Below are 14,935 nucleotides of genomic sequence, written 5' to 3' on the forward strand. Positions count from 1 at the left end.
AGAGTAAAGAAAATAGAACCAAGAAAAAAGAACCTATATATATAAGTTTATTTTACAAGTTTATTTCTTAATTCTTATATCTCTTCTCTATTATATTTATTAATCTTCTATAGCCTCGTAAATTAAACGTTGAATATCTGTTCTAATATTCTCCCTTAACAATAAGTTTTTACCCGCATGCGGAAACGTTCTATTTGCCAAAAACACATATACAATTTCTTCTTCTGGATCTGCCCAAGCATAGGTTCCTGTAAAACCTGAATGCCCAAAGCTTGTCATGGAAACACAACCACAAGTTGGTCCAGAATCGCCTAATTGTGGTTTATCGAAACCTATACCACGTCTATTATTATTTCGGCAATAATAGCAGGTGTTAAACTTATCTACCGTTTCTGGTTTTAAATAGCGTTTACCACCATAATATCCCTTTTGCAAATACATTTGCATAATCTTAGCCACATCATTTGCATTACTAAATACGCCTGCATGACCACCAACTCCATTTTGCATGGCAGCTCCCATATCGTGCACATAACCGTGTACTTTTTGGTATCTGTAATAATCATCAATCTCTGTAGGTACTATTTTTTTGCTACTGATTTTATGATACGGGTTATACAAGGTGTAATTTGCACCTAATGACTCATAAAAATGCGATTGTACTAACTCATCTAATGTTCTGTCGTAATGATATTCAATAAATTTCTTTAAAATGTAATAAGGGAAGTCACTATAGCGATATCTTTTAGTCTCTAGAAGCTCAGATTTTCTAATTATTTCGGGTAAAGAATCCTGATAATCAGTTCTTAAGAACAAGTCTTTGGTCACTTCTACATCGAATTCTGGACTACGAACTTTTCTATAATATTTTTTGCTAGGACGTTTTGTAACCGAATCTAAAGTGTGATAATAAAAAGGTTCCCAAGGTCTTAATTGCGCATAATGCGATAACATACTTTTTAAAGTAACATTAGCCTTGTTAGAGTTTTTATACTCTGGTAAAATGGTAGATAATTTAGTATCGAGTGTCACAATACCTTGCTCCTCAAGTTCCATTAACAATGGCAGTGTTGCCAAAATTTTAGTTAATGAGGCTACATCGTAAATATTATCGAACTCTACTTTTTCTTTACCACCATACGTATGCTTACCGAAATTCTTACTGTAAACTACTTTGCCTTTTCTTGCCACTAATAACTGAATACCCGGTGTCATTTGTCCGTTAACAGCATAATTAGCTAAGGAGTCTAGTTTTGCTAATTTTTTAGAATTCATACCTACACGCTCTGGTATAGTATATCCTAAATTTTTAAGCTCGTTATATTGTATACCCTCGTCTGCTTTGAAATAGTTTCCTATAGACACTGGTAATGTTCCTTTAGCAGCCAAAGACCCAAAAATAAGTTGTGCCGATTTACGCTGAGCAATTTCACTGTTTTGATAGCTTAACACAATACCTTCAATATTTTCGATAGTATTTAGGCTAGAAAGCGCGTAAGGTTTAACAAAAGCATCTAAAATAACAGTATGGGATTGTGCCATTTCATTAAGCCAAATCAATTCCTTGCTACTGAATTTATAAGACTTCCAAGGATTATCATTAGACCTATGAAACCCAACAATAACGGTATTATAAGGTTTTAATTTATTCATTAAGGAGAACAAATTATCCGATTGAATTTCGTGTACTTTGGTATATTTTTTTAATTCATCAAGAAAAGGTGCTCCTGAATCGTCTCCTAGTTTTACGTAAGCAATATTTTTAGTTTCTAAACGGCGTAGCGGAAGAATGTCTTCTTTACTTTTTAGAACAGTAATTGCGTTTTCAAGTAATTCTTCATATAAAATGTCGTCTTTTAATCTGTTTAAATCATTTGATAAATTGTAAAGTCCAATAGGTTCGTAATTATGAAGTCCTACTTTATATTTAGCTTGCAAAATCTTTTTAACCGAATGTTCTAAACGTGCTTCGGTAATGTCTCCTTTATTATAAGCTTCAATAATTTTAGAAACACCTATTCCTACGTTTTCCGACATAAGCATAACATCGTTTCCAGCTTTAAAAGCAGCTAAATCGATATCTCCTGTTTCACTAAAATCGGCTGCACCTTTCATGGTTAAGGCATCTGTATAAATAAGGCCTTTAAAGCCTAAACGCTCCTTTAAAATGTCGGTTACAATATGTTTTGATAAGGATGAAGGATAATTTTCTCGTGTTTCTAAACTTGGTACATTTAAATGTGCTACCATAACACTTGATAGGCCTTCGGTAATTAATTTCTTATAAGGATATAACTCAATTGAATCTATACGTTTTTCATTAAAACTAATTGTTGGTAAGGTTTTATGCGAATCTTGATCGGTATCTCCATGTCCCGGAAAATGTTTGGCATTCGCCAAAACACCTGCATCTTGCATACCTTTCATAAAGGCTAATGCTTTTTCGGTTACATTGTCTCTATCTTCACCAAAAGACCTGTTTCCAATAATAGGGTTTTTAGGATTTGTATTGATATCTACTACTGGGGCAAAATTAAAATGTACACCCAAGCGTTTACAATGCTCGCCTATTTGTCTTCCTGCTTGCTCTACTAATTTGTTATCTTTTATAGCACCAAGTGTCATATTCCATGGAAATGCATAGGTAGAATCTAAACGCATGCTTAAACCCCATTCGGCATCCATACCAATAAGTAATGGGATTTTAGAAAGGGATTGCAATTCGTTATTTAACCTAGCCTGCCTGTTTGGTCCACCTAAAGAATAAATAACACCACCAATATGATGATCTTTTATAGTTTGCACCACTTTATTCTTTGTTTCTTGATTTTGATTAGACATAACCTGAACCATATACAACTGCCCCACTTTTTCTTTTAAGGTTAGTGAAGCATACACGCTATCCACCCATTTTTGTTGAGCAGCAACGTCTTTAGTTAACAAGGGATTAATTGAATTTTGTGCAATTACAGGTAATACAAATAAACATGTAATTATGGTAATATAGATATGACGCATAAAAGATTTGTTAAGGGAAATTATTAGTTATACTAGTAAATACTAATAATCATGCCAAAATAATACATTTAAAAAGAAGATTAAAAGACTTTAAGATAGATTTATAAAGAAGTTAAAAACAATTCTTATAATTCTGCATAAGGCACTTGATTTTATATTGCTAAATTAAAAGTGGATACTCGCAGTATTGATGTAAGTGAATGTCTTAAAAAATTCCCGCATAAATCTCATTTTAGTAGTATTACACACCAAAAGAAGCACCGAAAAAAGTTAAAATGATAATTTAAATAAGGCTTATTTAACAAAACGCCCATGCCAGCTTTCGCTTGCAGGCACTTCCCAGTTTTCTTTAAATTCAGCTATATTATTGACTAAATTATTGAAAACGATAGTGTTTTTAGAAACGGCTTTATCCTTAGCCATTTTTCTGAAATCTGAAAGTGTTTTATGAGCCACGTATTCCCCTTGTTTGTAAGATACATTCATTTTATCCATTAAATCGACATTATACTCTTTTTCTAATTGTTGGATAAAATGCACAGACGAATCAATGGAGCAGCCTGTTGCTTTACTTACATCTTGATTTAGAGCTAATACAATAAAACGTTTGTATTTGATTGTATACCCCGCTTGTAAATCGCTACCATGAGCTGTCCAATTTCCTATAAAAATATCAAGTTTAGCTTGAATTTCTTCAAGTTCGACCTCTGAAAATGAACGGTTGGCTTGGTAAATCCAAACTCTTGATTCTTCTGGTAATGTTGTAAAATCTACTAGCATTTAATTTACTTATTGGGGTTTTTATTTTAACTAAAACTTAAATTTAGATTTCTGCTTTCGCAGGAATATATTTTTATAAACCTTGAGCATTTGCAATTAATTCTGCAATGTCCAGAACTTGAACTTCGCTTTCTTTTTCTTTTGCTTTTACACCATCTGTCATCATGGTATTGCAATAGGGACATCCGGTAGCAATAATATCTGGATTGGTTTCTAGAGCGCCTTCTGTACGAAGTACATTAATATCCATATCGCCTTTTTCGGGCTCTTTAAACATTTGCGCACCACCAGCACCACAACATAATGCTGTACGCTTGTGTCTTTTCATTTCTGTTAGCGTTGCTTTGGTTTTTTGCAACACTTCTCTTGGCGCATCGTATTCGTTATTGGCTCTACCTAAATAACAAGGGTCGTGAAATGTAATACGTTTGCCTTTATAGGTATCGTTTAAGCCTTCTAGCCTACCAGCGGCTATAAGTTGATTTATAAACTGAGTATGATGTAGAACTTCGTACTGCCCACCTAAACTTGGGTATTCATTTTTTAAACAGTTAAATGAATGCGGATCGCAGGTTACTATTTTTTTTATTTGGTAAGCGTTTAAAATTTCGATGTTTGTAACGGCTTGCATTTGAAATAGAAACTCGTTTCCGGCGCGTTTTGCAACATCGCCTGTACAACTTTCTTCGGTTCCTAATACGGCAAAATCGACATTGGCTTTGTTTAAAATTTTGACAAAGGCTTTAGTTATTTTTTTTGCTCGATCATCAAAACTACCTGCAGATCCTACCCAAAATAATATTTCGGGTTGTTTTCCTTCTACCATAAAATCGGCCATTGTTGGTACTTTTAGTAATTCGCTCATAATATTTTATTTAATACCTACTTTGATTTTACTCTTTGCAGGATTATTATTAAATGTTGGTTGCTGCGTTAGGGATTGCAGCGGCATCCTTTTTTTGCTGCCATAAATGGCAAAAAAAGATATAGCGTAAAGCCCGACCCTTGCGGTAACGCCAAATTTATTTTATTCGTCTTCTTTTTTACGCAATAACATTAAATCTTGGTTGTATGTTTTTGCACTTTCTAGCAAGCTAGCTGGAACAATGTTATAGAATAACGGGGAATCGGCATCGTAATTAACCATAACCCATTTGTTATTTGTGTGGTTGTCCTTTAGGATAATGGTGATTCGATCTTTCATGAAAATATCGAGTGCATTATTGGTTTTGAATGTAGCATCCATACCCTTTGAAGCCATCATGGTTTTCATCATGGCTTTAGCTTCGTCGTCGAATTCTTGTTTATGAAAGATCATATCCATTTTCATATCGTAAGAGACAAAAACGTATTTTACACTATCTTTTTCGTTGGTAAAAACTTCTGATAATTTATAGTTAGGTACCGTTTTGGGTATGTTTATTGAAAAATCTTCATTCCCCTCGAACATGCTTTTAAAAACATCTTTTATGGCATCTTTTGGTGCTATTTCGAATACTTTTGGATGCGTCATGTCAATAATAGCATTGTAATCCCTATTATTCATGTCTGTGAACATTTGTAGGGCTATTTCATTAACTTCCTTAAGTGCTTGTTCGTTATTTTGTGCGAAACAAAGAGCACTAAAAAGCATTACGGTACTAAATAAAAATCCTTTAATAATTTGTGTTTTAGGACTCATAGTTTTACTCGTCTTTCCAGTTTAACCTATCCATTTGATTGTATGGCCAAGGTGCTCCGTTATTCTCGATATTAGTCATCATGTTATTTAATTCTACTGGAGCTGCAGATTGCTCCATAACTAAATAGCGACGCATTTCTAGAATGATAGACAGCGGATCGATACTTACTGGACACGCTTCTACACAGGCATTACAGGTTGTACACGCCCAAAGTTCCTCGTTTGTGATGTAATCGCCTAATAATTGTTTGCCATCGTCCTTAAACTCGCCGTTATTGGCATCGATATTTTTACCGACTTCCTCTAAACGGTCGCGAGTATCCATCATTATTTTTCTTGGCGATAATTTTTTACCTGTTAGGTTTGCTGGACATTCGCTAGTACACCTACCACATTCTGTACAGGTATAAGCGTTTAATAATTGTACCCAGTTTAAATCTTGCACATCGCTAGCTCCAAATTTGGCTGGCACGTCATCTTCGGCACCTTCGGCAGGAGCTGCAAATGGATCTGCGTTTGGATCCATCATCATTTTCACCTCGTTGGTTACCGCCTCTAGGTTATTAAACTGTCCTTTAGGTTGTAATTTACCGTAATAGGTATTTGGAAAGGCTAATAATATGTGTAAATGTTTTGAATAGTATAAATAGTTTAAGAACACTAGTATCCCAACAATATGCATCCACCAAGCGACACGCTCAATTACATGCAAAGTACCTTCTGGCATCCCAGAAAACCAAGGTGTGATAAATTGGCTGATTACATTACCTGAGTTTAGGGCTTGAAACTGTAAATCGGTAGCATTCATGACTAAAAAAAGCGTCATTAATACCATTTCGAAATACAAAATATAGTTACCATCATTTTTAGGCCAGCTCGTCATTTCGCTTTTCCAGAAACGTGCTATTTTTATAACATTTCTACGAATCCAAAATACGATAACAGAAATAAAAACTAGACATGCTAAAACCTCGAATGTTCCTATTAAAAATCCATAAACCGATTGTGGTAATACACTTAACCCAATGCGGTGTGTACCTAATAAACCGTCTATTATAATTTCTAGAACTTCGATGTTTATAATGATGAAGCCAACGTAAACCACCATGTGTAAAAACCCAGAAATTGGGCGACGTACCATTTTGCTTTGACCTAAGGCAATCATAGCCATGTTTTTCCAGCGTTGCGACTTCTTATCGCTAACATCCTTATCCTGCCCTAGTTTGATATTCCTTATTAGCTTTTGTACGTTTTTAGCAAAAAAGCCAACGCCCAAAAAGAGTACTATTGCAAATAGTATGTTTGGTATATATTCCATAGTGTTTAGTTAGATTCTGGTTCTTGGTAAGGTATTTCTTTTTTAGAAAGAATTCTGGTGTAGCGGTTAGGATGTAATTTAAAATCTAATAATAGAGCCTCCAATTCGCTAGTTGCTCCTTCTAAATTATTATACAATTGATCATCCTTTAATAATTTACCCATAGTACCTTTACCCTGCTCTAAATCAGCCAAAAGTGTATTAAAATTTGCTAAAGTAGATTCTAAATTTTTAACCGTTTGTCCTAAATCTGACTGCGATAATGATCCTGAAATTTTAGTTAAATCGCTTGTTGCTTTTTCCGCATTTGTTAAAACCGCGTCAATTTTAGCTTCATTAGCTAACATTAATTGGTTTAATGAGTTTGATGTGCTTTTAAAAGAATCTATTGTAGAACTTAAACCAGCTATACTTGTTTGCAGGTGTGCTTTAGTTTTTTCGTCGAAAATATCGTTTATATTGCTAAGCAGTGAATCTGCACCGACCATCATAATTTCTATTTTTTCTTGTAAAGGTGTTAAGCGTTGGTTTACTAACTCGGTTAAACCTGCTTTTATAGTGCCTTCTAAAACGGTATTATTTGTCGCAGTTTCAGCGCCATCGAAAGCAGGAACTATGGCAATAGCCTTACCTCCTATTAAACCCGTTTCGTATAATTCTGCTCTACTATTTTTCGAGAATTTAAAATCGCTATCTACTAAAAGCTCTATAAGTAGTTTTCCTGAGCCATCGCCTTTAAAGCCTATTTTGGTAACCTGTCCTACAGCAAGTCCATTAATAGTTACAGGTGTAGATGGAACTAAGCCTTCAACGTTTTCGTATTCTGTATAAAAAGTAAGCGATGAGTTAAAAAGGTCTCTTCCTTTAAGGTAATTAAAACCATAATATAATAATATGATGCCTAATAATACGAGTACGCCTGTTTTTACTTCTCTTGTTATTTTCAAAATTGAATGCTTTAGATAAACAAATTTAATATAAATTTAAGAAGAATGCCTCTAATTAGTTACTGATTTTAAAGCTTCTGTAAGGGCAATCTTTTTACCGTCTTTAAAAGCAACAATAAAACTTGATTTATAACCTTTGTTTTTAGCTTCACGCTCTAGCCCTTTAATACTTTCATAATCAGAAGTGTTACCATAGAAATATTTATACAATCCGCCCTCCTTATCTCTAGAAATTGTACTTAACCCTTTAAAGTTATAAGGTTTGGTTTCTAAAGCTTTTGAACTTGCTGCTATTTGAACCTTAAAGCTAATATTAGAAGAATTATTTGAAGTTGTTTCTATTGTGCTATTACCTACTTGATAATCGCTAACATTAGTTTCTAGACTTTGCTTGTACTGTAAAATAGCTTCTTTAATAGCATTAGCCATTTGGATTTGTCCTTTACTAGAATTTAAATAAGCACCTTCGCTTTTATTTGTTAAAAACCCTAATTCTACAAGCACACTAGGCATTACCGTTTGATGTAACACTATAAAACCAGCTTGCTTTACCTTTCTGTCTTTTCTGTTTAATTTACTAGTGAATTTTTTCTGTATTAAACCTGCCAATTGGATACTTTGATCTAAATATTCTTCCTGGCTTAGCAAAATACTCATTACCGATTCTGGTGAGTTAGGATCAAATCCTGCATAGTTTTTTTCGTAATCCTCCTCCATAAAAATTACAGAGTTCTCTTTTTTAGCGACTTCAAAATTGGTTTTATTACGGTGTGTTCCTAAAACAAAAGTTCCGGCTCCATAAGCTTGCGAAGTATGCGAATCGCAGTGAATGGATACAAATAAATCTGCCTTTTCCTTATTCGCTATCTTACCTCTTACAAATAAATCGATAAAAACATCTGTTTTACGCGTATAAACGACCTTAATATCTGGATTTTTTTCTAGTTCCTTTCCAACGGCTAAAACGGTTTTAAGAGCTATATCCTTTTCCTTATAACCATTTCCTAAATTTCCAGGATCTTTACCACCATGGCCAGCATCTAACACAACTACAAATTTATTTCTAGCGGTTTGAACATCACTTGTCATAAATGAAGATAATGTTAATACTATTATAAAAGATACGAAAATTAATAACTTGTTCGTTTTCATTTGATGAATACTATTTTAAATCGTTTGCAGCTTAAATCAATACAAAGCATCTTTTATTGATGCCAAAATAGAATGAACTATTTATTTGATTTTAACGGCTAAAAAAGTGGGTTTATTTTAATTTTAAATTTTTAGTTGATTATTAAATCAATCACAAAAAAATATATGTAATTTTGACTTTTCAAAAACCGAGCCATACTTTTACAAAAATACATTTAAAAGCGTTGCATACAAACAACTTTAAAATACTTTTTGCACTAAGTTTTACTGTGTTTATCAACACGTTAAGCTTTTCTCAAGATATCCCTGAAAAAGGAAAAAGCATTAACAGAACTGTTAAGGATAGTTTAGTTACTAGTGTTGACAGTCTCGATGTTTTAAATACTTCAGAGAAAATACAGGATACCATAACAAAAGATTCTATAAAACCTAAAAAGGATTTGTTAGAAAACGTAGTGAAGTATCACGCTAAAGATTACACGACTTTCAGTAATAAAAAACAAAAACTCTACCTATATAACGAAGCCAAAATAGATTATGGCGACATGAATATTACCGCAGGTAGTATAACTATAGATTATAATACCAACACCGTTTACGCTGTAGGAATTACAGATTCTATTGGAGCCTATAGTCAAAAACCAGTTTTTACACAAGGTAGTAATGTAGTAGAGCCCGACTCTATCGTTTTTAATACAGAAACCCAAAAGGCCTTAATTTACAATTCAAAAACAGAACAAGGTGAAGGTACCGTAATATCGGAACTTACTAAAAAAGAAAACGATTCGGTTTACTTTGTTAAAGATGCAAAATATACTACAGCTAGTAATTTAGAAGATCCAGAATACTATATAAAATTAAGAAAAGCTAAAATTGTTCCAGGAAAAAAGATAGTTACTGGGTTGGCTAACTTATTTATATATGATGTACCAACGCCTTTAGGGTTGCCTTTCGGCTTTTTTCCGCAAAGCGAAACACAAACATCTGGGGTAATTATTCCAACCTTTGGAGAGCAAAATACAAGGGGTTATTTTTTACAAAATGGTGGTTATTATTTTGCTATTAACGATTACGTCGATTTAGCTGTTTTAGGTGATTATTATACCAATGGTAGTTACGGACTGCGTTTAGAAAACAAATACAAAAAACGCTATAAATACAGTGGTAATATCGGGTTTAGATATGAAAACCTTATTACTAGCGAACGTGGATTTTCAGACTACGCTAAAAACACCATTTATAACTTAAGGTGGTCTCACAGTCAAGATTCAAAAGCAAACCCAAATTCTCGCTTTTCAGCTTCGGTTAACTTAGGTAGTAGTTCTTACTATCAACAATCTGTTAACCAGGTAAACGTTGCTAACTTTTTAAATAATACCTTATCATCTTCTGTATCGTATTCCAAAACGTTTCAGGGCGAACCACAGGTTAATTATAGTGTAACAGCTACGCACTCTCAAAACACTAACACTGAAGAAATAAACATGACACTTCCAACTTTTCAAGGAAGCGTTGGTAGAGTTTATCCGTTTGCCTCTAAAAATGGTTCTAAAAAAGGAATTATACAGAATATAAACTTACAATATAACATTCGTGGAGAGAATAGAATTTCAACAACAGACTCTCTATTCTTTAAAAAAGAAATGTTTGACGAAGCTAAGGCAGGTTTTCAACATTCTATTCCAATATCTACTAACTTTAAATTATTTAAATACTTTAGTGCTAGTGCTAGCAGTAGTTTTAATGAAGTTTGGACGTTTAAAACCGTTGATAAAACTTATGATACTACCGATAGAGAAGTTGTAACAGAAACCGTTAATGGTTTTGATGCCTTTAGAACGTATAACTTTAGCACCAGTTTAGGAACCACAATTTACGGTATGTTTAATCGTGAAAAAGAAGGTAAAGACGTGAAGCTTAAAGCTATTAGACATGTTATAAGACCGTCTATTAGTTATAACATTAATCCTGCCTTCGATAAATATTATGATACTTACGAGGTTGTTAGTGCAGATGGTTTAACTACTAGCGATGTTGATTTTACACGTTTTGAAGAAAGCATTTTTGGAACGCCTAATAAAACATTTTCAAGTTCTATGGGGATTTCTGTTTCTAATAATCTTGAAGCGAAAGTTAAAGACAGAGACAGTACAGCTACTGAAGATAAAAAAATAACCATTTTTAATAACTTAAACTTTTCTACCTCGTATAATTTTGCTGGAGATTCATTAAAATGGAGTCCGGTTCGTGTTAGTGGTGGTACGCAATTGTTTAAAAACAAAATGAGCATAAATTTTGGAGCTACTTTAGATCCTTACGCTTTGGATAATAATAACACTAGAATTGACACGTATAATATTGATAATGGTGGTAGCCTTTTTAGGTTAACCAACGCCAACATGAATGCTAGCTGGTCTTTTTCTAGTAAAGATGGCAAGAACAAAGACAAAGATTCCGACCTAGAAGAAAACAGACGTAGTGGTGGTCGTGCCGATGATTTGTTTGGTGTTTCTCAAGATTTTTCAAATCAGCAAATAGACGAGAAACGGGGTGAAAAGGAAGAAGAATCTAGTGAACTCTATAATTTTAAAATACCCTGGAGTTTTAGGGTCGCCTATGCTGTAAACTATGGCAATAGTGCGCGGCAAAATGAAATATCATCACACTCACTTATGTTCTCTGGTGATATTGAATTGTCCACAAAATGGTCTGTAGGTGGTTCATCGGGTTACGATTTAAAAAATGCAGGTTTCACGTATACACAGTTACGTTTTGAACGTGATTTATTAAGTTGGCGCATGAATTTTAGCTGGGTTCCTTTTAGTACCAGAAGTTCTTGGAATTTCTTTATTGGTATTAAATCTAGTATCTTAAGCGATCTTAAATACGAAAAACGTAGGCAAGCCGATATTCAACTATAAACCTGTTTAGGTTGATCGTATTATTAGACTAAAAAAACGTAAACTGAAAATTCTTTTTTTCGGATAACTAAAAATCACACTATTATGAAAACCATTATCACAACAAAAAATGCTCCTGCTCCAATAGGACCATATAATCAAGCTATCCTAACCGGTAACACCTTATATACTTCTGGCCAAATTGCTATAAACCCAGAAACAAATGTATTAGTTCTTGACTCGATAGAAGAGGAAACTAAGCAAGTCATGCAGAATTTAAAAGCTGTTTTACAAGCCGCAGACATGACGTTTGAAAACGTTATTAAAGCTTCTATATTTATTAGTAATATGGATAACTTCACCACAATAAATGCCGTTTACGGAAACTATTTTAATAATGCTAATGCACCAGCAAGAGAAACTGTAGAAGTAGCGAGATTACCTAAAAGTGTTAATGTAGAAATTAGCATGATAGCCGTAAAATAAAAGTTAAGGCTTAATGGTAACTTGTAAACTTTTGTAATAAGCCTTTAAGCCTTAAAACATCAATTGGTTTTGGTAAAAAATCATCAATACCAGCTTGTTTTGCTTTTTCAATATCCTTCTCAAATGCACTGGCAGATACGCCAATAATTGGTGTTTTACTTCTATAATATTTATCGGTTTCCTTAATGAGTTTTGTAGCTTGATACCCATCCATATCTGGCATGTAAATATCCATAAAAATCATATCGAAGTCCAATATTTTATAAAGCTCCACAGCCTCTAAACCATTTTTAGCAAACGTACAATCGGCACCTTGCTTCTCCAAAAGGAATTTAATTACCTTTTGGTTCATTCTATTATCTTCTGCAATTAGCACATTAAATTTAGTAGATAATATAGGTTCGCTGGTTTCCTCAATCTTCTTAACGTTTAAAGTCTTTTTAAGCTGAAGGCTGAAATAAAACGTAGACCCTTCATTTTCTTTACTTTCCAACTTGAGCTCGCCGCCCATAAAATCAACTAATTTATGCGAAATGGATAAGCCCATGCCTCCACCTCTATAATCCTTTTTGATTTTATTATCATAAACGCCATCAAAATTATTAAAGACATGCTTAACATCTTCAGCCTTCATCCCTATTCCAGTATCCTTTATATAAAAAGTAATAATTTGATCGTTATCAATACCTACAGATTGATCGACTATTATAGAAATTTTTCCCGCATTGGTGTACTTAATAGCATTATTAATTAAGTTAATTAATACTTGTTGAATTCTTCTCGAATCGGCAAAAACCAAAAACTTACCTCTATCTTCAGATATAAATTTATATTCAAACTCCAAGCCTTTTTCCCAAGCCTGATATTCTAATATTTTAAAGAGCTGCGATAAATCGGTTTTTAAATCGGTGGTTTGCATATTCAACTCCAACTCCTTATCGTTAGATTCTTGATTATCCGAAACCATATTTACCAATTGCATCAAGTGTTTTGAAGAATATTCGGCTATTTCAACCTGTGCAGTTTGGTCGCTATTAAGTTCTGTTTGCCTTAACATATTCAGCATACCTAAAACCGTGTTTAGTGGTGTACGCACCTCATAAATCATGTTAGCTAAATATATAGACTTTTGGTTTGCAACCTCATCCGCATGTTCTAAGCTTTCTTTTAACTCTTCGGCTCTAGCCCTAAGATTTTTTTCTACAACATCATTTTTAAGTTGATTTTTTAAAAAATATTGCAATGCCAAAACCTGTAATATGGCTAAAACAAATAAAAATATGGCAGCGCTTTGTGCATAAATTTTCTTTTCAAGGTAAAAGTATCCAATAAGTAAAATGGCAGCTATAGAGCCAAAAATGAAAAAAGATAACTTCTTTTTCATTTTTAATTGTTTTATAGACTTAGGAAATCCTTTCATTAATTAGCGCTTTTAACAAACTTATCTATAAATATACGAATTAGCAAGACTATTATTTAGAATTATGTGGTTTACTTATTACGAAAATACTTAAATTTAAGCTTTAATCATTTAATAAAAAATAGTTCTTTAATGCGCATAGAATACGAAATAAAATTAGGGTTTAAAGATGTCATGATTCGCCCAAAACGTTCAACACTAAAAAGTCGATCGGAAGTTAACCTAGAACGCGAGTTTAAATTCCTTCATAGTCCAATTACTTGGAAAGGCATTCCAATAATGGCAGCCAACATGGATACCGTTGGTACATTTGAAATGGCAAAAGCGCTATCAAAAAACAAACTTTTTTCGGCCATACATAAACATTATAGTCTAAATGAATGGGAAGACTTTTTAAAAAGCGCACCTACAGGCATAGAAAAATATATTGCTGTTAGTACCGGAATTGGTGAACATGATGCCGATAAACTATCAAAAATAATCACCAAACATCCTCAACTTAAATTTATTTGTATTGATGTAGCCAATGGCTATTCTGAATATTTTACAGATTTTGTTAAGCAAACACGCAGTACATATCCCGATAAAGTAATTATTGCAGGTAATGTAGTTACTGGCGAAATGGTAGAAGAATTATTACTCTCTGGCGCCGATATAGTAAAAGTAGGTATTGGTCCAGGTTCGGTATGTACAACACGTGTTAAAACAGGAGTGGGTTATCCGCAGTTATCGGCTATTATAGAATGTGCAGATGCTGCTCATGGTTTAGGCGGACAAATAATAAGTGATGGCGGATGCGCTATTCCGGGAGATATCTCGAAAGCTTTTGGTGCCGGAGCAGATTTTGTTATGTTAGGTGGTATGTTAGCTGGACACGACGAAAGCGGTGGGGAAACCATTGAGCGAGATGGCATAAAATACAGAAAGTTTTATGGCATGAGTTCTGAAACTGCTATGGATAAACACGTTGGTGGCGTTGCAGAATATCGGGCTAGCGAAGGTAAAACCGTAGAAGTGCCATATCGAGGTAAAGTTGAAAAAACATTACAAGATATTTTGGGCGGTATTCGAAGTACCTGTACTTATGTAGGTGCAGCACGATTAAAAGAACTTACAAAATGCACGACCTTTATTAGGGTTGCAGAACAGGAAAACAGAACCTATACACAATAAAAAGTTAAGCTTATTTTTAAGTGACTTAATTCTCTATATGGTGCAAAAAATCAATTGATT

Annotated in this window: 11 protein-coding genes; 3 read left to right on the top strand and 8 right to left on the bottom strand. The window is 33.7% G+C overall.

What is annotated here, in order from left to right; all coding sequences use genetic code 11:
• Positions 1–99 precede the first annotated feature (99 nt).
• The 7 genes from AAFN75_RS16365 to AAFN75_RS16395 all read right to left on the bottom strand — a co-directional run bounded on the left by AAFN75_RS16365 (position 100) and on the right by AAFN75_RS16395 (position 8,896).
• A complete protein-coding gene (locus AAFN75_RS16365) occupies positions 100–3,018 on the bottom strand; it encodes a glycoside hydrolase family 3 N-terminal domain-containing protein (protein ID WP_411807372.1) in 2,919 nt (972 codons plus the stop codon).
• Positions 3,019–3,312: 294 nt separating this feature from the next.
• A complete protein-coding gene (locus AAFN75_RS16370; protein ID WP_411807373.1) occupies positions 3,313–3,798 on the bottom strand; it encodes an ABC transporter ATPase in 486 nt (161 codons plus the stop codon).
• 73 nt (positions 3,799–3,871) lie between these two features.
• Positions 3,872–4,663: a (Fe-S)-binding protein gene (locus tag AAFN75_RS16375; protein ID WP_411807374.1), complete on the bottom strand. Its 792-nt coding sequence runs from the start codon at positions 4,661–4,663 to the stop codon at positions 3,872–3,874.
• A gap of 162 nt (positions 4,664–4,825) precedes the next feature.
• Positions 4,826–5,479 (bottom strand): hypothetical protein, encoded by a 654-nt coding sequence (locus tag AAFN75_RS16380; RefSeq protein WP_411807375.1) that lies wholly within the window; start codon positions 5,477–5,479, stop codon positions 4,826–4,828.
• A 4-nt stretch (positions 5,480–5,483) separates the two neighbouring features.
• A complete protein-coding gene (locus tag AAFN75_RS16385; RefSeq protein WP_411807376.1) occupies positions 5,484–6,797 on the bottom strand; it encodes a 4Fe-4S dicluster domain-containing protein in 1,314 nt (437 codons plus the stop codon).
• A 5-nt stretch (positions 6,798–6,802) separates the two neighbouring features.
• Complete coding sequence (locus AAFN75_RS16390) at positions 6,803–7,744, bottom strand: MlaD family protein (protein WP_411807377.1); 942 nt, start codon at positions 7,742–7,744, stop codon at positions 6,803–6,805.
• A 51-nt stretch (positions 7,745–7,795) separates the two neighbouring features.
• A complete protein-coding gene (locus tag AAFN75_RS16395) occupies positions 7,796–8,896 on the bottom strand; it encodes an N-acetylmuramoyl-L-alanine amidase family protein (RefSeq protein WP_411807378.1) in 1,101 nt (366 codons plus the stop codon).
• A 173-nt stretch (positions 8,897–9,069) separates the two neighbouring features.
• On the opposite strand from AAFN75_RS16395, the gene AAFN75_RS16400 reads away from it, so the two are divergent.
• Together AAFN75_RS16400 and AAFN75_RS16405 are read left to right on the top strand one after the other, a co-directional pair.
• Positions 9,070–11,817, top strand: coding sequence for a putative LPS assembly protein LptD (locus AAFN75_RS16400; protein WP_411807379.1), 2,748 nt, complete (start codon positions 9,070–9,072; stop codon positions 11,815–11,817).
• An 84-nt stretch (positions 11,818–11,901) separates the two neighbouring features.
• Positions 11,902–12,282 carry a Rid family detoxifying hydrolase gene (locus tag AAFN75_RS16405; protein WP_411807380.1) on the top strand — a complete coding sequence of 127 codons (381 nt, stop codon included), beginning with the start codon at positions 11,902–11,904 and terminating at the stop codon, positions 12,280–12,282.
• A gap of 10 nt (positions 12,283–12,292) precedes the next feature.
• Here AAFN75_RS16405 and AAFN75_RS16410 read toward each other — a convergent pair whose 3' ends face one another.
• Entirely contained in the window at positions 12,293–13,666 is a 1,374-nt protein-coding gene (locus AAFN75_RS16410) for an ATP-binding protein (protein ID WP_411807381.1), read from the bottom strand.
• 168 nt (positions 13,667–13,834) lie between these two features.
• On the opposite strand from AAFN75_RS16410, the gene AAFN75_RS16415 reads away from it, so the two are divergent.
• Positions 13,835–14,875 carry a GMP reductase gene (locus AAFN75_RS16415; protein ID WP_411807382.1) on the top strand — a complete coding sequence of 347 codons (1,041 nt, stop codon included), beginning with the start codon at positions 13,835–13,837 and terminating at the stop codon, positions 14,873–14,875.
• The last annotated feature ends 60 nt before the right edge of the window (positions 14,876–14,935 follow it).

The sequence above is a fragment of the Algibacter sp. AS12 genome, from assembly GCF_046736315.1.
In the GTDB taxonomy this organism is placed as follows: Bacteria; Bacteroidota; Bacteroidia; order Flavobacteriales; family Flavobacteriaceae; genus Algibacter_B; species Algibacter_B amylolyticus.

Coding starts and splice junctions, on each gene's coding strand:
- AAFN75_RS16410 (WP_411807381.1), bottom strand. CDS start 13,666: ATGAAAAAGAAGTTATCTTTTTTCATTTTTGGCTCTATAGCTGCCATT.
- AAFN75_RS16375 (WP_411807374.1), bottom strand. CDS start 4,663: ATGAGCGAATTACTAAAAGTACCAACAATGGCCGATTTTATGGTAGAA.
- AAFN75_RS16370 (WP_411807373.1), bottom strand. CDS start 3,798: ATGCTAGTAGATTTTACAACATTACCAGAAGAATCAAGAGTTTGGATT.
- AAFN75_RS16380 (WP_411807375.1), bottom strand. CDS start 5,479: ATGAGTCCTAAAACACAAATTATTAAAGGATTTTTATTTAGTACCGTA.
- AAFN75_RS16415 (WP_411807382.1), top strand. CDS start 13,835: ATGCGCATAGAATACGAAATAAAATTAGGGTTTAAAGATGTCATGATT.
- AAFN75_RS16385 (WP_411807376.1), bottom strand. CDS start 6,797: ATGGAATATATACCAAACATACTATTTGCAATAGTACTCTTTTTGGGC.
- AAFN75_RS16395 (WP_411807378.1), bottom strand. CDS start 8,896: ATGAAAACGAACAAGTTATTAATTTTCGTATCTTTTATAATAGTATTA.
- AAFN75_RS16365 (WP_411807372.1), bottom strand. CDS start 3,018: ATGCGTCATATCTATATTACCATAATTACATGTTTATTTGTATTACCT.
- AAFN75_RS16405 (WP_411807380.1), top strand. CDS start 11,902: ATGAAAACCATTATCACAACAAAAAATGCTCCTGCTCCAATAGGACCA.